The organism is Brucella sp. TWI432, assembly GCF_039674445.1.
Lineage (GTDB): Bacteria > Pseudomonadota > Alphaproteobacteria > Rhizobiales > Rhizobiaceae > Brucella > Brucella chromiisoli.
In genome coordinates, this window is the sequence record NZ_JBDJNL010000008.1 from 95,276 (window position 1) to 113,856 (window position 18,581).

An 18,581-nucleotide genomic window follows, 5' to 3' on the forward strand; every position below is an offset into this window, starting at 1 on the left:
ATTTATTGGTTTAAAGATGTCGGGCTTTTGCCCAACTGGCGCGGCAATACACCATTGCCGTCAATGAATCAATATCGGTGCTGCGAAATCGCTATTTTCCGCCAATACGGCCAAGATGCGTATCCTGAAAACCGGTTCCGTATTTAAGGCCGAAGCCAAGCGCACGATCCACGCCAATATGAACAGCCCAGATAAGCGCAATCAAAAGGCAAACTGGCCAGCTCATAACCCAGCCAAGCACGGCCACAAGCACAACGCCAATCCAGCTATGCGCGATATTATAGACGACAGCGCCCGTGCGTGGTCCTTTAAGATAAGCAAAGAACGATAGATCCGGTGCAAGGACGAGAATCGCAAACAGCCACCAGTTTGCGCCCATCACCCAATATGCGCCAAGCGCCAACAGCGCCAGAGAAAGGCTTTCAAGCCGCTGGATCAGGTTCATGAGCGCTTGCCCTTGCGATAGGCTTCCCAAAGATCAGGACGCCGTTCTTTTGTAATGCGTTCAGCCTCAGCATGGCGCCATTTATCAATCGCACCATGATTGCCGGAGGTGAGAATTTCAGGGATCGAGCGATCCTCCCAAATCTGCGGGCGGGTATAATGCGGATGTTCCAGAAGCCCGGTTTCAAAGCTTTCCGTCTCGCCCGATTCCCGGTTGCCCATCACGCCAGGCAAAAGCCGCACAATCGCATCCAGCAAAACGATGGCCGCAGTCTCGCCACCCGACAGAATATAATCGCCGATCGAAATCTCTTCGAGCGCGCGTCCTTCGATCACCCGCTCATCGACACCTTCAAAACGGCCACACAGAATAATCGCGCCCGGACCGTCAGCCAGTTCACGCACGCGCTTTTGTGTGAGCGGCGCACCGCGCGGACTCATCAGCAGCATCGGACGATCATCAGCAACCGAATCGAGCGCGCGCGCCACCACATCCGGTTTCATCACCATGCCCGCACCACCACCCGATGGCGTGTCATCCACCATGCGGTGCTTGCCTTCAGCAAAATCGCGAATCTGCACTGTATCAAGCAACCACGTGCTTTCAGAAAGCGCCTTGCCAGCAAGCGAAATGCCAAGCGGCCCCGGAAACATTTCAGGATAAAGCGTCAGCACCGAAGCATGAAATCCCGGTCGCGCTTTATCCGTATCAGAAAGCGCGCTCATGATTTCTTTGGTCGCTTCTGGTCGTTTTGCTGCTTGGTATATTCGCGAAGCGCTGCCTCATCATCCTCGGCAATCAGTCCCGCAGCATAAGGCTCGACCGTTATAGTCCCCTTGTCAAAATCGATTTCCGGCACCGCTGCTTCCGTAAACGGGATCAGCATTGGACGTTTGCCTTTGAGACTGAGCTCAATCAGATCGCCGCCACCAAAATCGAAAAGGGCACTCACAACCCCATAGGATTGACCGTTCGCATCAACGGCTTCAAGCCCGATCAAATCCGTCTGGAAAAACTCATCTTCATCAAGTTCATCATCGTGCAATTGTGAGCGGTCGATGAAAAGCTCGGTGCCGTTGAGCGCTTCGGCAGCATTGCGATCATTGACGCCCTTGAAGCGAACAACAACAACAGTCTTTGCCGCACGGGCTTCCAGCACCTCATAGGCCTTGCCCTGCGCATCATAGAGATGGCCGTAATCAGCAATAGCCAGCGGATCATCGGTAAATGTCTTGACCCGAACTTCGCCACGTATGCCATGCGCGGCTCCGATGACGGCAAGCTGGATTGGGTTCTCGGGACGAGGCATGAATATTTCCGTGATTAGATACAATTGCTAATCGCATACCCAATTTCTCGCAAGAACGCCAAGGAAAAGAGCGAAAAGCAATATTTACTGCCCGGCAACCTATCGCTGTCACACTGCACCGACAACAACGCCAAGAGCGAATCCCGATCATGACCAGCAAAGCCGACTTCCTTATCCCAGCCCGCGCCGACCTTGCGGCGGCACGCGAGGAATGGCTGAAATCACTCAAAGACATGCGCCGTCTTTCGGAAAACACCCTTGAAGCCTATGAGCGCGACACGCGTCAGTTTCTGCAATTCATGACCGGGCATCTGGGCGAGCCGCCGTCGATCAAAGACATCGGCAATCTGCGTATCGCGGATTTGCGCTCCTATCTTGCCAATCGCCGCAACAATGGTGCAGGCGCGCGCACGCTTGGCCGCGGTCTCGCAGGCGTTCGCTCGCTGTTGCGGCATCTGGAACGGCGCGGCCTGATCAATGCAGCCGGTGCAGGTGCCATACGCGCACCGCGCCAGCCAAAGTCGCTGCCAAAGCCACTCACCGCAGAAGATGCGCGCCGCGTTGTTGCTGCCGATGGCCAGATGGCGGAAGAGCCGTGGATTGCAGCGCGCAATGCTGCCGTTCTCACACTGCTCTATGGGTGCGGCCTGCGCATTTCAGAAGCTTTAAGCCTTGCGGGTGAAGCGCTAAACGACCCATCCGTGCTTTCGATCACCATCACCGGTAAAGGCGGCAAGTCCCGCATGGTGCCACTGTTGCCAGCGGTGCATCGCGCTGTGGCGCAATACAGAGCGCTTTGCCCGTTTGATCTTTCGCCCGACAAAGCTTTGTTCCGCGGTGCCAAGGGCGGACAGCTTCATGCCGCCATTATTCAACGCGAGATGCAGAAACTGCGTGCCGGCCTCGGCCTTCCCGATACCGCAACCCCGCATGCCCTGCGCCATTCCTTTGCCACGCATCTGCTTGGCCGTGGCGGCGATCTGCGCACCATTCAGGAGCTGCTCGGTCATGCGAGCCTTTCAACAACACAGGTCTATACCGGCGTCGATACCGCACGCCTTCTCGAAGTGTATGACAACGCGCATCCCCGCGCCTGACTACGCTGTTTCGGAACAATCAGCGCAACCGGCGGCACCGCCTGCCCCACCGGCACAAAACCGACAAAAAAGGCCTGCGCGAGCAGGCCTTTCTTCATATTGGTTTGAACCAATAATTACATATGGATTGGCTTGGCAAAGGTTGCCAGCGCCGATTCACGAACGGCTTCCGACATGGTTGGATGCGCGTGGCAGGTGCGTGCGAGATCTTCGGACGAACCACCAAACTCCATCAGAACAGCCAGCTCGTGGATCATTTCGCCGGCATTATAGCCGAGGATATGGGCGCCAAGAACGCGATCCGTTGCCTTGTCGGCGAGGATCTTCACAAAGCCATCCGTGTGCTGCATGGCGCGTGCGCGACCATTGGCCGTGAACGGGAACTTGCCGATCTTGTATTCGATGCCTGCGGCTTTCAGCTCTTCCTCGGTCTTGCCAACGGAGGCGACTTCCGGCTGCGTATAAACAACGCTTGGAATAACGTCGAAGTTTACATGTCCTGCCTGACCGGCGATGATTTCCGCAACGGCAATGCCTTCGTCTTCGGCCTTATGTGCGAGCATTGGGCCCTGAACCACGTCACCGATGGCATAAATCCCCTCGACATTGGTGCGCCAATGATCATCGATTGCCACACGACCGCGATCATCGACATTGACGCCTGCTTCAGCAAGACCAAGACCATCGGTATAAGGACGGCGGCCAGTCGAAATCAGAACGGCATCGGCTTCGAGTGTTTCCGCATCGCCGCCCTTGACTGGTTCAAAGGTCACTTTTGCGCCCTTACCAGCCTTTTCAACGCCCGTCACCTTTGCGCCAAGCTTGAAAACAATGCCCTGCTTTTCAAGAAGACGCTGGAACTGCTTGGACACTTCGCCGTCCATCGCGCCCAGAACCTTGTCGAGATATTCGACAACCGTCACTTTCGCACCAAGACGGGACCAGACGGAACCAAGTTCCAGACCGATCACGCCGCCACCAACGACAACCAGATGACCCGGAACCTTGTCGAGCGCGATTGCCCCCGTTGAAGACAGGATGACCTTCTCATCGATGTCCACCTTGACACCGGGAATGCCAGCAACGTCCGAACCGGTTGCGATAATGATGTTCTTGGCTTCGATTTCCTGAACGCTGCCATCTTCGGCCGTCACGGAAACCTTGCCCTTGGCAACGATCTTGCCAGTGCCGATGAATGGCGTGATCTTGTTCTTTTTGAACAGGAATTCGACGCCCGACGTATTCGACTTCACCGTCGCATCCTTGTGCGCCATCATCTTTTCAAGATTGAGCTTCGGCGTACCGACTTCAACACCCAGCGTATCAAAAGAATGTCCGGCTTCCGCAAACACTTCCGATGCGTGCAACAACGCCTTGGAAGGAATGCAGCCAACGTTGAGACACGTGCCGCCAAAGGTCTTGCGCTTTTCGATCACCGCCACCGAAAGGCCAAGCTGTGCGGCCTTGATTGCAGCAACATAACCGCCGGGGCCGGTACCGATGACAACCACATCGTATGACATTAAACTATCCTTCTTCAGTCTGATCCAGAATGGCCGTTACGGCCCTTAAACTGTTACAAAACCGGAAATCCGGTCATTCTTCAGGGGTGCAGGCCTTGAAACGAAACGTCTCGAACTGAAGCGGCTTTTCAGGCTTCGCTGCACCAAAATCATATCCGTCGAGCGCTGTTGCCAGATCGGGAAACAGAATGGCCTGCGCTGCCGGCTCATCGGCCTTGGGCAAAACATCGGCTTCCGCACCTTCTTTCAGCGCATAGATAACACTCTGCCAGAGACTGCAATCATCAAGGTCTTCAGGGTCAGTGCCACCGTTCTTGCAGTTATAGGTAATGAGCGCATACGGACGTGCAACGCCCTCTTCCGGCCAGATCACCAGACCGGAAAGCTTGAACTCCGGCTTGTCATCGGCGGTAATCGTGAATTCATTGGTGGGGGCCGGATTCATCTTGAGCGCGTTCGACTGCCCCTCATGAAACGTGAGCGTGTAAGCATCACCCCGGTCACGATACACTGCACGGTTCTGCGTGCAGGCGGCCTGAACAGCACTTGAGAAAACCGTAACGGCGAGCGCAGATGCTGCCACCACTTTGAAGAGCTTCTTAACATCAGGCATCTGTCGGTTCTCCTCGTTCATCCGGCAGCTTTAATGCGCCTTTTCAGCAGCAAGTTTCAGACCAAGCGCAATGAAAACAACGCCACTCGTTCTGTCGATCCACTTTGAAGCACGCGAAAAAACCGCGCGCATCTTCGGCGTTGTCATAAAGAGGCTGACACCGATAAACCACGAAATCAATGCTGTGGCCATCACAACGCCGTAGCCAAGCTTGACTTCTGTCGGTGTATGAAGACTGACGACGGTCGAGAAAATCGACAGAAAGAAAAACACCGCCTTGGGGTTAAGCGCATTGGCGGCAAAACCAAGGCTGAAAGCCTTGAGCGCGCTCTGCTTGCGTTGCTTGTCCTGCTCTCGCATGTCGATATCGATCTTCGTCGTACCAGCGCGCAGTGCCTTGATGCCGATATAGACCAGATAGGCCACACCGCACCATTTCACGATATTAAACAGATAGATCGACTTGGAAATAATCAGCCCGAGACCAAGCACCGTATAGGTGACATGCATCATTAAGGCCGAACCAATGCCGAAACTGGTGATGATGGCCTCACGACGTCCATGCATCAGCGACTGGCGGATAACCATAGCCAAATCAGCGCCCGGCGAAACGATAGCAAAGGCAAAAATCGCCATCAGAGATGCAAGTTCAAACAGATAGGGATGCATCGCTTTTCCTTCGCCCCCGCATCAAGAGATGCAGGCAACCATCAAAAAACCAGATTGAAAAACATGCACGCAAGCCCGGCCAGCGAACCGATCCAGACAAGCGAGCGGATATAGGGAATGCCCGCAAGATAAAGCGGCACATAGATAATGCGGCACATAATCCAGATCCATGCACCATAAAGCCCGAAACCTGCCGCCTCCCCTTTGAACACAAGTGCAAGAGCGAGCGCAACAAATGCGGGATAGGTCTCGCGGAAATTGGCAGACGCACGGTCCGCACGACCGGCCAGATGACCGGAGGGCTTGCGCCCTTCATCGCGCGGACCTGCATTCCATTGGGAGCCGAGTTCCCTCGTCGCCGTAAAGCCCTGCAAGAGGATGTGAACCACCAGCAGAACCACACTCCAGCCAATCAGCGGAAGAAAAGGCGACGATGAAAACATGCCCGGCTCCATCACTGTCTCCGATTAAAGATCAAGAACCAGACGCTCCGGATCTTCCAGGCTTTCCTTGACGCGAACAAGGAAGGTCACGGCTTCCTTGCCGTCAACGATGCGGTGATCGTAGGAGAGTGCAAGATACATCATCGGACGGATGACGATCTGGCCGCCAACAACAACCGGACGTTCCTGGATCTTGTGCATGCCAAGAATACCCGACTGCGGCGAATTGAGGATCGGCGAAGACATCAGCGAGCCGTAAACACCACCATTGGTGATGGTGAATGTGCCGCCCTGCATGTCTGCCATCGACAAAGAACCGTCGCGTGCCGCTTTCGCAAGACGACCCAGTTCCTTTTCAACGCCTGCGATCGAAAGCTGGTCAGCGTCGCGGATAACAGGAACAACAAGACCCTTGTCGGTGCCGACGGCCATGCCGACATGCGCAAAGTTCTTGTAGATGATATCGGTGCCGTCGATCTCGGCATTAACAGCCGGAATTTCTTTGAGCGCATGCGTCACAGCCTTCGTGAAGAAGCCCATGAAGCCGAGCTTCACGCCATGCTTCTTCTCAAAAATATCCTTATAGCGCGAACGCAGTTCCATCACTGCCGACATATCGACTTCGTTGTAAGTCGTCAGCATCGCAGCGGTGTTCTGCGCATCCTTGAGGCGCTTGGCAATGGTCTGGCGCAGACGGGTCATCTTCACGCGTTCTTCGCGTGGTGCATCATCAGCCGACGAAGCCGGACGCGCTGCAACAGGAGCGGCTGCCGCAGGAGCAGTCGAAACACCCTTGGCGATCGCGTCAAGAACATCGCCCTTGAGAACCTGACCGCGCTTGCCCGAACCCTCAACCTGATCAGCCGAAAGGCCTTTTTCAGTGAGGAGCTTTGAAGCGGCGGGGGCTGGCTGCATTGCCGGGCCCGACGATGCCGACGCAACAGGGGCCGCAACCGGAGCAGCAGCTGCAGCTGGCTTGGCTTCTTCCTTCTTCGGAGCAGGTGCAGCACCCGCACCGGAAATCTGGCCGAGCAGTGCGTTCACTTCAACCGTGTCGCCTTCCTGTGCCACGATTTCGGCCAGTACGCCCGCAGCCGCAGCTGGAACTTCCACTGTTACCTTGTCGGTTTCCAGTTCCACCAGAGGTTCATCGACAGCAACAGCATCGCCGACTTTCTTGAACCACTTTCCGATGGTTGCCTCAGTAACGGACTCCCCAAGCGTGGGAACGCGAATTTCGGTAGCCATGGTTTCTTCTTCCGTTGATCTTCAATCGTTAGATTTGACTTCAATTCAAGCGGAAGCAGCTTTTTTCAAACTGCTTCCGGCCGAAAGTTAAATTAATTGCCGAGTGCATCCTCAAGGAATGCGGCCAGCTGTTCAAGATGCTTCGACATCAGGCCCGTTGCAGGCGATGCCGCTGCCGGACGACCGGTATAGCGAACGCGCTGATGCTTGGCATCGATATGCGCCAAAACCCATTCCAGATACGGATCGATGAACGACCACGCACCCATGTTCTTCGGCTCTTCCTGACACCAGACAATTTCTGCCTGACGGAAGCGCGACAGCTCATTGATGAGTGCCTTGGCCGGGAACGGATACAGCTGTTCGACGCGCAGAAGATAGACATCGTCAATGCCACGCTTTTCGCGCTCTTCGTAAAGATCATAATAGACCTTGCCCGAGCACAGAACGACGCGACGGATCTTTGCATCCTTCTGAAGCTTAATGCCTTCATCGCCCTTGTTGTACTGTGCATCATCCCAAAGCAGACGGTGGAACGACGAATCACCCGACAATTCGTTCAGGCTTGAAACAGCACGCTTGTGGCGCAGCAGCGACTTCGGCGTCATCATGATAAGCGGCTTGCGGAAGTCACGCTTCATCTGACGGCGCAGAATGTGGAAGTAGTTAGCCGGCGTGGTAACATTGGCAACCTGCATGTTATCCTCAGCGCAAAGCTGGAGATAACGCTCAAGACGCGCTGACGAATGCTCTGGACCCTGACCTTCATAGCCATGCGGCAGAAGGCAGACGAGACCCGACATACGCAGCCACTTGCGTTCACCCGACGAGATGAACTGGTCGAAGACAACCTGCGCACCATTGGCGAAATCGCCGAACTGGGCTTCCCAGAGCACCAGCGCACGTGGATCGGACAGCGAATAACCATATTCGTAACCGAGCACGGCTTCTTCCGAAAGCATCGAGTTGATGGCTTCGTAGATCGCCTGACCCTTCTGAACATTGTTCAGCGGAATGTAGCGGTTCTGGTTTTCCTGATCGTAAAGAACCGTATGACGCTGCGAGAAGGTGCCGCGTTCAACGTCCTGACCCGACAGACGGATCGGATGGCCCTCCGAAACAAGCGAACCGAAAGCAAGCGATTCAGCCGTTGCCCAATCAATGCCTTCGCCCGTCTCAACCATCTTGGCACGGTTATCAAGGAAGCGCTGGATCGTGCGGTGGACATGAAAGTCCTTTGGCACTTCAACAAGCTTCTTGCCGATTTCTTTCAGCGTTTTGATTGGAACGCCGGTCTTGCCACGACGCTGCTCATCGGCATTGTCAGCCGTGCGCAGACCACTCCAGGCACCATCGAACCAGTCAGCCTTGTTCGGCTTGTAGCTCTGGCCAGCTTCGAATTCCTGCTCAAGCTTTTCGCGCCAGTCAGCCTTCATCTTGTCGACGTCAGCCTGTACCAGCAAACCTTCAGCAATCAGCTTTTCACTGTAAAGCTGAACAGTTGTCTTGTGCGCGCGGATTTCCTTATACATCAACGGCTGCGTGAAGGATGGTTCGTCACCTTCATTGTGACCAAAGCGGCGGTAACAGAACATGTCAATGACCACCGGCTTGTGGAAGATCATGCGGAATTCCATCGCAACCTTGGCTGCAAAAACAACCGCTTCCGGATCATCGCCATTGACGTGGAAAATCGGTGCTTCAATCATCTTGGCCACATCCGACGGATAAGGCGAAGAGCGCGAGAAGCCCGGATTGGTGGTGAAGCCAATCTGGTTGTTGATGATGAAATGCAGCGTACCGCCGACACGGTGACCGCGCAGACCTGAAAGACCAAGGCACTCAGCAACCACACCCTGACCGGCAAAAGCAGCATCGCCATGCAGAAGCAGCGGCAGAACCTTGGCGCGTTCCGTCAATGGCACCATGTCATCGCGGGTGCGGCCAACAAGCAGATCCTGCTTGGCGCGTGCCTTGCCCATGACAACTGGATTGACGATTTCGAGATGCGACGGGTTTGCAGTCAGCGAAAGGTGAACCTTGTTGCCATCAAACTCGCGGTCCGAGGAAGCACCAAGATGGTACTTCACGTCACCCGAACCTTCCACATCGTCAGGCGCATAAGAGCCGCCCTTGAACTCGTGGAAGATTGCGCGGTGCGGCTTGCCCATAACCTGAGACAGCACGTTCAGACGACCACGGTGCGCCATGCCAAGCACGACTTCCTTGAGGCCCATCTGCCCGCCACGCTTGACGATCTGCTCGAGCGCCGGGATCAGCGATTCACCGCCATCAAGACCAAACCGCTTGGTGCCCTTGTACTTCACATCGATGAACTGCTCAAAGCCTTCAGCTTCGATCAGCTTCGACAGAATGGCCTTCTTGCCTTCAGCGGTGAAGGCATAGCCTTTGTCCGGGCCTTCGATGCGTTCCTGAATCCAAGCCTTTTCAACCGGATCAGAGATGTGCATGAATTCGACGCCGATATTGCCGCAATAGGTGCGCTTGAGGATTTCAAGCATCTGCGGCACGGTCGCATATTCAAGACCCAGAACATTGTCAATGAAAATCTTGCGATCATAATCGGCAGGTGTGAAGCCATAGGTTGCCGGATCAAGTTCGCTAAAGTCGTTTGGCTTTTCAGCAAGACCAAGCGGATCAAGATTGGCATGGAGGTGGCCGCGCATACGATAGGCGCGGATCATCATGATGGCGCGAACGCTATCACGTGCAGCCTGTGCAATCTCTTCGGCGGTCAATGCTGCAGCGGCACTCTTGGCGTCAGCCTTGGCCTTGTCCTTCAGCTTGTCGGTCACATGCTTTTCGACACTGGCCCAGTTGCCGTCAAGCGCCGAGATCAGCTCGCCATTGGCCGGAATGGGCCAGTTCTTGCGCGTCCAGCTTGCGCCCTGTGCGTTTTTACGCACATCGTCGGCATCATCTTTCAGCTGTGCGAAGAACTCACGCCACTCGGGATCAACCGATGTGGGATCATCCTCGTACTTGGCATACAGCTCCTCAATATAGTCGGCATTGCCGCCATAGAGGAATGAGGTAAGGGCGAAAACGTCGTTGGCTTGTTCTTGCCTTGCCATAACCTAATCCGGAGCCTCCGCTCCGTCTCCTTGTAGTAGCTCATCATGCGCGGGCCGGAAGCTTTTGACCTTCATCCCTCACGCCGCCGGGGAGGAACCACAACAGACCCCGGCATAACTCGATCACAAACTTGATTCATGCGGAAGAATGATGGCCAAAGCCTGACATTCTCTTAACCGGCCGCCCCGGTATCTGTATGAAACCCGGCAGCAGCTTTCGCCACTGCCGGGGCATTTCAATCGACAATGCGCAATCTTAGCCCTTAAGGACTTCAACCAGCGTCTTGCCCAGCTGTGCTGGCGAAGGAGACACGCGAATGCCAGCCGATTCCATGGCTGCAATCTTGTCTTCTGCGCCGCCCTTGCCACCGGAGATCACAGCACCCGCATGGCCCATGGTGCGTCCGGCAGGAGCGGTACGGCCAGCGATAAAGCCAACCATTGGCTTGCTTCGACCGCGCTTGGCTTCGTCCTTCAGGAACTGCGCAGCTTCTTCTTCAGCCGAACCGCCGATTTCACCGATCATGACAATCGACTTGGTTTCGTCGTCGGCCAGGAACATTTCCAGCACGTCGATGAACTCGGTGCCCTTGACCGGGTCGCCGCCGATACCAACAGCCGTGGTCTGGCCGAGACCTTCGTTCGAAGTCTGAAACACTGCTTCATAGGTAAGTGTGCCGGAGCGGGAAACAACACCCACAGAACCCTTCTTGAAGATATTGCCCGGCATAATGCCGATCTTGCATTCTTCTGGGGTCAGGATACCCGGGCAGTTCGGTCCGAGCAGGCGCGACTTTGAGCGTTCCAGACGCTCCTTGACGCGAACCATGTCCATGACCGGAATGCCTTCGGTGATGCAGACGATGAACGGAACTTCAGCGTCAATCGCTTCGATGATTGCGTCCGCCGCACCTGCTGGCGGAACGTAGATCACCGATGCGTCTGCACCTGTGCGTTCCTTGGCTTCTGCAACAGTTGCGAAGATCGGAAGCTTTTCGCCTTTCGAACCTTCCCAGGTTTCGCCACCCTTTTTCGGGTGAATACCGCCGACCATCTGCGTGCCGTAATAAGCAAGCGCCTGTTCGGTGTGGAAAGTACCGGTCTTGCCGGTCAGGCCCTGTACGAGAACCTTGGTGTCCTTGTTAACGAGAATGGACATGCCTTAATTCCCCTTCACTGCAGCGACGATTTTCTGCGCCGCATCGTCGAGATCGTCAGCTGAAATAACATTCAGGCCGCTCTCGTTGATGATCTTCTTGCCAAGCTCGACATTGGTGCCTTCAAGACGGACAACCAGAGGAACCTTGAGGCCGACTTCCTTGACGGCAGCGATCACGCCTTCAGCGATCACGTCGCACTTCATGATGCCACCGAAGATGTTGACCAGAATGCCCTGAACAGCCGGATCAGCGGTGATGATCTTGAACGCAGCCGTGACCTTTTCCTTGGAAGCGCCGCCGCCAACGTCGAGGAAGTTAGCCGGTTCAGCACCATAGAGCTTGATGATATCCATGGTTGCCATGGCAAGGCCTGCACCATTGACCATGCAGCCGATATTGCCATCAAGAGCAACGTAAGCGAGATCGTGCTTGGAAGCTTCGATTTCCTTTTCGTCTTCTTCCGACAGATCGCGCAGTTCCTGAATGTCAGGATGACGGAACAGTGCATTGCCGTCGAACGATACCTTGGCATCGAGAACGCGCACGCGACCATTGGTCATGACGATCAGCGGGTTGATTTCCAGAAGGCTCATGTCCTTCTCGGTGAAGGCCTTGTAGAGGATCGGGAACAGCTTGAGGCCGTCTTCACGGGCTTCGCCTTTAAGCTCTAACGCATCGGCGAGCTTGTTGGCGTCTGCATCGGTCACGCCCTTGGCAGGATCGATGGCAACCGTGATGATCTTTTCAGGGGTTTCTTCCGCAACAGCTTCGATATCCATGCCGCCTTCGGTCGAAACGACGAAAGCAGGACGGCCAACGGTGCGGTCGATGAGGATCGAGAGATAAAGCTCGCGCTCAATATCTGCACCATCTTCGATGTAAAGACGGTTGACCTGCTTGCCAGCTTCGCCGGTCTGCTTGGTGACGAGCGTGTTGCCGAGCATTTCCTTTGCATTGGCAACCACTTCCTCGACAGACTTTGCGAGGCGCACGCCGCCCTTGGCATCAGGGCCGAGTTCCTTGAACTTGCCCTTGCCGCGTCCACCAGCATGGATCTGGCTCTTGACGACATAAAGCGGGCCGGGAAGCGTCTTTGCCCATTCTTCCGCCTGTTCGACGGAATAAACAGCCACACCATTGGCGATCGGTGCGCCGTAAGTGTGGAGCAGGCGCTTGGCCTGGTATTCGTGAATATTCATCTGGTTGTCCTCTGCGGATTCCCGACCCTTTCAACAGAGCCGGTACGGATTGACAGCCGGAAAAGGCCGGGCACGCCCAAGAGCAACCCGGCCTTGTCTGGAACTTATTTCAGTGACGGAGCAATGCCGATGCAAGCTTCGCAAAGACCGGCAACAGATGCGACCGACTTTTCGAACTCAGCCTTTTCGCCCTTATCAAGATCGATCTCGATAATGCGTTCAACGCCATTGGCACCAATCACGGTTGGAACGCCGACATACATGTCGTTCACGCCATACTGACCGGAAAGCTGTGCTGCGACAGGCAGAACGCGCTTCTTGTCCTTGAGGTAGGATTCAGCCATCGCGATTGCCGACGAAGCAGGCGCGTAGAAAGCAGAACCGGTCTTGAGCAGGCCGACGATTTCTGCGCCGCCATCACGGGTGCGCTGAATGATCTTGTCGAGCTTTTCCTGTGTGGTCCAGCCCATCTTGACGAGATCTGGCAGCGGAATACCGGCAACGGTCGAATAACGAGCGAGCGGAACCATTGAGTCGCCGTGGCCACCAAGCACGAATGCCGTGACGTCTTCGACAGACACGTTGAATTCTTCCGACAGGAAGTAACGGAAACGGGCGCTGTCGAGAACGCCAGCCATGCCGACAACTTTGTGCGCTGGCAGGCCGGAGAACTTCTGCAAAGCCCAGACCATCGCATCAAGCGGGTTGGTGATGCAGATGACGAAAGCTTCAGGCGCATATTTCTTGATGCCTGCGCCGACCTGTTCCATGACCTTCAGGTTGATACCCAGAAGATCGTCGCGGCTCATGCCCGGCTTACGCGGCACGCCTGCGGTAACGATGACAACGTCTGCGCCTTCAATTGCGGCATAGTCGTTTGCACCGGTGAACTTCGCATCAAAACCGTCAACGGGTGAAGATTCTGCAATATCCAGTCCCTTACCCTGCGGAGTGCCTTCCGCAATATCGAAAAGGACGACGTCGCCGAGTTCCTTCAGGCCAGCAAGATGAGCGAGCGTGCCGCCGATCATGCCGGAGCCGATGAGGGCAATCTTGTTGCGTGCCATGATTGTTTCTTTCCTCAAGTTTGATCCAGAAACGCATGAAGCTATCCGGTTTCCTCCCGGAAAACGCGTCTGCGCTGCGAGGGTTCGATAGGACTCTTTGCAAAAAAACTCAACTCATTATTTTGCGACTAATGTTTTCAATCGGTTAGATTTATATGTTCTTACGTAAACGTAATATATTTTGACAAAATGAAGGCAACTCGACTCTATCGTCCGGCTGTTTCGCATCTTGAAAGATGCACCAGCCGGGCCGCAGGTGATCGTCTTAAAGAGCTTGCTGAAGGAGCACCGCTCCTCCCGCATTCTGCCCTTTTTGCAAAGCAACATAGCCCGAACTTTCTATAAGTCGAGTCTTTGTCAATTCGATGATAGGGCGCAAAGACGGCGAAGCTGTCTCAGCCTTGAGCTCTTTCTGAAAAACTGTCGAGATATTCTGCGCTCTGCATTTCAAAAAGGCGCGAGGCTGTACGGTCAAACTCAAAGGCTTCCACGCCCTGCTTAGCCTCGTAGAGCTTTTCAGGCTGCGCTTCGGCAGAGATGAAAAGCCGCGCATGATGATCATAAAGCACGTCGATGAGCAAAATAAAGCGCTTGGCTTCATTGCGGCGCGAATAGTCAAGCATCGGCACATCATCGATAAACAATGTCGAATAGCGCGTGACGATAGCGATATAATCATTGGCTGCAAGCGGCTGCGCGCACAGTTCATCAAAGCTGAAGCGTGCTGCCCCCGGTACTGCACGGCGCACGGAAATATCGCGCCCCTTGATGTGGATCACATCCGGCTTTTCTTGCCGATCAGCCTTCAGCGCTGTCCACGCAGCCTCCATCCGTTTGCTCGTCTCGGAATTAAGCGGTGTCAGATAAACCGGCTGACGGTCGAGCTTTTCCAGCCGGTAATCGGTGCGCGAATCGAGATTGATCACATCGACATGCTGCTTGAGAATATCGACAAAGGGCAGGAACAGCTGACGGTTCAGCCCATCGCGATAAAGATTGTCCGGTGCCACGTTGGACGTCGCAATCAGCACCACGCCGCGCGCAAACAAAGCGCTGAACAGGCGCGACAAGATCATCGCATCCGCAATATCGGTCACAGTAAATTCGTCAAAGCAAAGCACCCAAGCCTGATGCGCCAAAGCTTCTGCAACCGGCGGAATCGGGTCTTCCTGCTTGGTTTCGCCACGCTTCAAGGCCTGACGATGCGCATTGATACGCTCATGGACATCGGCCATGAAATCATTGAAATGCGCGCGGCGTTTGCGTTCGACCGGCAAAAGCTGGAAGAACATATCCATCAGCATGGTCTTGCCACGCCCAACCTCGCCATGGACATAAAGGCCTTTGACGGTGGCAATCTCTTTGCGCTTGCCAAACAGCCAGCCCAGCGCACTCGATTTGCGCGACAGGCGTTTGCTGCAAACTTCCTCGATCAGCCGGTCATAGCGTGCGGTCAGTTCAAGCTGCGCGGGATCGGCCTCGACTTCCCCCGCCTTGACCAGCGCGTCATAATGCTCGCGAACCGAGGGGAACGCCTTCAGATTACCGTCGAAAGACATGATTGTCTGTCCCACCACTCAATTGCAGAAAAGGCGGAGCGTCTTGCGACTGCTCCGCCTGTCTTTAACGCAGTTGCTTTATCAGCGCGACAGCGAAACGGCCTGACCGCTTGTGGTCTGGCCGTCAAATCGGCTCGGACCGGAAGAATAAAGCGTTGCGACCGTGCCGCCATTCGCATCATAAAGCGAAAGCTGCTTGCCATTGACCGCCCATGAAGCGAGGCTTCCAAGTTCACCGGGGCAGCGCAATGGGCCAGCGCGGAAACCCTGACCATATTTGGTCTGCGGGGTTGCGATCTTGCAGTTCTGACCGGCAAGGGAAGCATTCCACACGCCAGCAACCTTGCCCGGCGTCAGATCAGGTGCCGATTCGGGCGGCAGACTTGCAACCTGCGTGCCTGCGGCAGGCATTGAAGTGTCAGTCGTCGGCGCCGTCGGAAACGATGTCGGCGCATTCAAATTGCCGGACTGCACAGAACTGACGGGAGCAGAGCGCAGCGGTGCTGGTGGCGGTGGCGATGCATTGTTGTCAAAACCGCCGACCCGGGAGCTTTGGCAACCGGCCAGAATAGCGCCCGCCGCAGCAATGCTGAGCAAACTTGCTTTTGAAATTCCCATCTGGTTCTCCAATTCCTGGTCTTGGTGGGGCCAACAAGTGGGGGAGTGCCCCTTGCAGGATCGAGTTTGAAAGCTCGACCTAAAACATTATTGCACCGATAAAATGGCGATATGGTTAAAAAATCAACTGTAGTCTTGTGCGAATTTCGTCAAAACAGGATCAGGAAGGCTTGAAAGTGCTTAGAAATTTTCAAAATGGCGCAGGAAGGACACAGTTTTTGAACAAACTGCGATGCAGAATGCGGACCATCAAACACCGTTACAGTCAATAGTGCGCCGGTACTGGCAATTTGTGGGCTTTTCCGCCATATAGAGCCTTTCTAAACGAACGGGACCACGAACCAGCAATGAGCAAGGCCATCTTCGCCAAGATGAACGGATTGGGCAACAAGATCATTGTTGCTGATATGCGCGGACGCAGCGATCATATTGCTGCGACTGCTGCCATCCGTTTGGCCGCAGATGAGGCAACCGCGTTTGATCAGATCATGGCCATTCATGATCCCAAAACGCCCGGCACCGATCATTATATCGAGATCATCAATTGCGATGGCACGCAGGCGCAGGCTTGCGGCAATGGTACGCGCTGCGTTGTGCAATGGCTTTCCAAAGAAAGCGGCAAGCAGGATTATGTCTTCCAGACACTGGCTGGCATCCTGACCGCCAATGAGCACGAAGATGGGCTGATTACCGTCGATATGGGCAAGCCGCATTTCGGCTGGAAGGAAATCCCCCTCGCCCATGCAGTTGAAGACACAAGCGCCATCGACCTGTCTGCTGGCCCTGCTGATGCGCCTGTTCTGCAAGCGCCGTCGATCGCATCCATGGGCAATCCGCACGCGATCTTCTGGGTTGAAAACGATGTCTGGTCCTATGCACTGGATAAATATGGTCCCGGACTGGAACATGCCCCGGTCTTCCCGCAACGCGCCAATATTTCCATCGCACAAATCACATCGCGCGACAGCATGAACCTGCGCACATGGGAACGTGGCGCGGGCCTCACCCGTGCCTGTGGTTCCGCCGCCTGCGCTGCTGCCGTCTCAGGCGCACGTACGGGACGCACCGAACGCAATGTCACCGTCAATGTCCCCGGCGGCCCACTCAAAATCGAATGGCGCGACGATGATCACGTCATGATGACCGGGCCTGCCGAGTGGGAGTTTGATAGCACATTTGATCCTGTAACCGGCAATTGGGACTACGCCCCCAATCAAGACCGGGGAGCTGCCTGATGGCCGTGGAAGTCGTAACCTTTGGATGCCGCCTCAACACCTATGAATCCGAGGTGATGAAGCGCGAAGCGGATAATGCCGGTCTTGGTGAACTCAAAGACGGCGCGATCATCTTCAACACCTGTGCGGTCACGGCAGAAGCCGTGCGTCAGGCACGTCAGGCCATTCGCAAGGCCCGCCGCGACAACCCGGAAGCCCGCATCATCGTCACCGGCTGTGCTGCGCAGACGGAATCAGCCAAGTTCGAGGCCATGGACGAAGTCGATCTCATTCTTGGTAATGAGGAAAAGCTCAAGTCAAATTCCTATCGCATGTTGCCCGACTTCGGCGTGAACCAGTTTGAAAAGGTGCGCGTCAACGACATTATGGAAGTGCGCGAAACCGCAAGCCATATGGTTGATGCCATTGAAGGCCGCGCGCGCGCCTTCGTGCAGGTGCAGAATGGCTGCGATCATCGCTGCACCTTCTGCATCATTCCTTATGGGCGCGGCAATTCGCGTTCGGTGCCAATGGGCGGCGTGGTCGATCAGGTCAAGCGCCTTGTCGATAACGGCTACGCGGAAGTGGTTCTCACCGGCGTGGATATGACCTCCTACGGTCCCGATCTGCCGGGAAGCTTGCGTCTTGGCAAACTGGTGAAAACCGTTCTCGCCCAAGTGCCGGATTTGCAGCGCCTGCGTCTCTCATCCATTGATTCCATTGAGGCCGATGAAGACCTGATGGAAGCAATCGCCAATGAAAAGCGCCTGATGCCGCATCTGCATCTGTCGCTTCAGGCAGGCGACGACATGATTTTAAAGCGCATGAAGCGCCGTCATTTACGCGATGATTCCATCCGCTTCTGCGAAGATGTACGCAGCCTTCGCCCCGACATCGTGTTCGGTGCCGACATCATTGCCGGTTTCCCGACCGAAACAGAAGAGATGTTCGCAAACTCGATGAAGATCGTCGAGGAATGTGGCCTGACACATCTGCACGTCTTCCCCTATAGCGCACGCGAAGGCACACCGGCTGCACGCATGCCACAGGTCAGACGCGAAATCGTGAAAGATCGCGCCGCACGTTTGCGTGCCGTTGGTGACCGCGCATATCAAAAACACTTAGCTTCTCTCAATGGCACTGTGCAGCGCCTGTTGATCGAGAAGGAAGGCATTGCCCGCACGGAAGGCTTTACGCTTGCCGCTGTGGATCAGGGCAATGCTGGCGAAATTATCGAACGAATTGTGACGGGGCATGACGGTGAAAAACTCCTCACCCGTCAGACAGAGCCGCAAGCGGCTTAAAGCTTAAGGGCATCAAAA

Annotated in this window: 17 protein-coding genes; 3 read left to right on the plus strand and 14 right to left on the minus strand. The window is 55.2% G+C overall.

The genetic code is table 11. From position 1 onward, the window contains the following. Positions 1-91: 91 nt before the first annotated feature. Genes ABE527_RS12915 through rimM form a run of 3 tightly spaced genes read right to left on the minus strand, consistent with a single transcriptional unit; the run spans position 92 to position 1,754 of the window. Positions 92-445: a DUF4260 domain-containing protein gene (locus ABE527_RS12915; RefSeq protein WP_265982368.1), complete on the minus strand. Its 354-nt coding sequence runs from the start codon at positions 443-445 to the stop codon at positions 92-94. Next, positions 442-1,170 (minus strand): tRNA (guanosine(37)-N1)-methyltransferase TrmD, encoded by a 729-nt coding sequence (gene trmD, locus ABE527_RS12920; RefSeq protein ID WP_499697154.1) that lies wholly within the window; start codon positions 1,168-1,170, stop codon positions 442-444. Before trmD ends, ABE527_RS12915 begins: the two co-directional genes overlap by 4 nt. After that, positions 1,167-1,754, minus strand: coding sequence for a ribosome maturation factor RimM (gene rimM / locus ABE527_RS12925; RefSeq protein ID WP_265982370.1), 588 nt, complete (start codon positions 1,752-1,754; stop codon positions 1,167-1,169). The genes trmD and rimM overlap by 4 nt, the downstream gene beginning before the upstream one ends. A gap of 149 nt (positions 1,755-1,903) precedes the next feature. On the opposite strand from rimM, the gene ABE527_RS12930 reads away from it, so the two are divergent. Beyond that, positions 1,904-2,851 (plus strand): tyrosine recombinase XerC, encoded by a 948-nt coding sequence (locus tag ABE527_RS12930; protein WP_499697155.1) that lies wholly within the window; start codon positions 1,904-1,906, stop codon positions 2,849-2,851. Positions 2,852-2,967: 116 nt separating this feature from the next. On the opposite strand, the gene lpdA is transcribed toward ABE527_RS12930, so the two are convergent. The 11 genes from lpdA to ABE527_RS12985 all read right to left on the minus strand — a co-directional run bounded on the left by lpdA (position 2,968) and on the right by ABE527_RS12985 (position 16,045). Beyond that, positions 2,968-4,374 (minus strand): dihydrolipoyl dehydrogenase, encoded by a 1,407-nt coding sequence (lpdA, locus tag ABE527_RS12935; protein WP_265982372.1) that lies wholly within the window; start codon positions 4,372-4,374, stop codon positions 2,968-2,970. Positions 4,375-4,447: 73 nt separating this feature from the next. Further along, positions 4,448-4,987: a hypothetical protein gene (locus ABE527_RS12940; protein WP_265982373.1), complete on the minus strand. Its 540-nt coding sequence runs from the start codon at positions 4,985-4,987 to the stop codon at positions 4,448-4,450. A 30-nt stretch (positions 4,988-5,017) separates the two neighbouring features. Next, positions 5,018-5,656, minus strand: a complete 639-nt coding sequence (locus ABE527_RS12945) for a LysE family translocator (protein WP_499694762.1) — start codon at positions 5,654-5,656, stop codon at positions 5,018-5,020. Between the two features lie 41 nt (positions 5,657-5,697). Next, positions 5,698-6,111 carry an MAPEG family protein gene (locus ABE527_RS12950; protein WP_499697156.1) on the minus strand — a complete coding sequence of 138 codons (414 nt, stop codon included), beginning with the start codon at positions 6,109-6,111 and terminating at the stop codon, positions 5,698-5,700. Between the two features lie 12 nt (positions 6,112-6,123). Next, on the minus strand, positions 6,124-7,347 hold the full coding sequence (odhB, locus tag ABE527_RS12955; protein WP_265982376.1) for a 2-oxoglutarate dehydrogenase complex dihydrolipoyllysine-residue succinyltransferase: 1,224 nt from the start codon (positions 7,345-7,347) through the stop codon (positions 6,124-6,126). Positions 7,348-7,439: 92 nt separating this feature from the next. Further along, complete coding sequence (locus ABE527_RS12960) at positions 7,440-10,442, minus strand: 2-oxoglutarate dehydrogenase E1 component (protein ID WP_265982377.1); 3,003 nt, start codon at positions 10,440-10,442, stop codon at positions 7,440-7,442. A 256-nt stretch (positions 10,443-10,698) separates the two neighbouring features. Then, complete coding sequence (gene sucD / locus ABE527_RS12965; RefSeq protein ID WP_265982378.1) at positions 10,699-11,601, minus strand: succinate--CoA ligase subunit alpha; 903 nt, start codon at positions 11,599-11,601, stop codon at positions 10,699-10,701. 3 nt (positions 11,602-11,604) lie between these two features. Then, positions 11,605-12,801, minus strand: coding sequence for an ADP-forming succinate--CoA ligase subunit beta (gene sucC, locus ABE527_RS12970; protein ID WP_265982379.1), 1,197 nt, complete (start codon positions 12,799-12,801; stop codon positions 11,605-11,607). A gap of 104 nt (positions 12,802-12,905) precedes the next feature. Next, entirely contained in the window at positions 12,906-13,868 is a 963-nt protein-coding gene (gene mdh, locus ABE527_RS12975) for a malate dehydrogenase (RefSeq protein WP_265982380.1), read from the minus strand. Positions 13,869-14,263: 395 nt separating this feature from the next. Beyond that, a complete protein-coding gene (gene zapE, locus ABE527_RS12980) occupies positions 14,264-15,427 on the minus strand; it encodes a cell division protein ZapE (RefSeq protein WP_499697157.1) in 1,164 nt (387 codons plus the stop codon). Positions 15,428-15,508: 81 nt separating this feature from the next. Then, positions 15,509-16,045 (minus strand): protease inhibitor Inh/omp19 family protein, encoded by a 537-nt coding sequence (locus ABE527_RS12985; RefSeq protein ID WP_265982382.1) that lies wholly within the window; start codon positions 16,043-16,045, stop codon positions 15,509-15,511. A 347-nt stretch (positions 16,046-16,392) separates the two neighbouring features. Between ABE527_RS12985 and dapF the strand changes: the two genes are divergently transcribed. Continuing rightward, a complete protein-coding gene (dapF, locus tag ABE527_RS12990; RefSeq protein ID WP_499697158.1) occupies positions 16,393-17,280 on the plus strand; it encodes a diaminopimelate epimerase in 888 nt (295 codons plus the stop codon). Continuing rightward, positions 17,280-18,563: a tRNA (N(6)-L-threonylcarbamoyladenosine(37)-C(2))-methylthiotransferase MtaB gene (mtaB, locus tag ABE527_RS12995; protein ID WP_499697159.1), complete on the plus strand. Its 1,284-nt coding sequence runs from the start codon at positions 17,280-17,282 to the stop codon at positions 18,561-18,563. The genes dapF and mtaB overlap by 1 nt, the downstream gene beginning before the upstream one ends. The last annotated feature ends 18 nt before the right edge of the window (positions 18,564-18,581 follow it).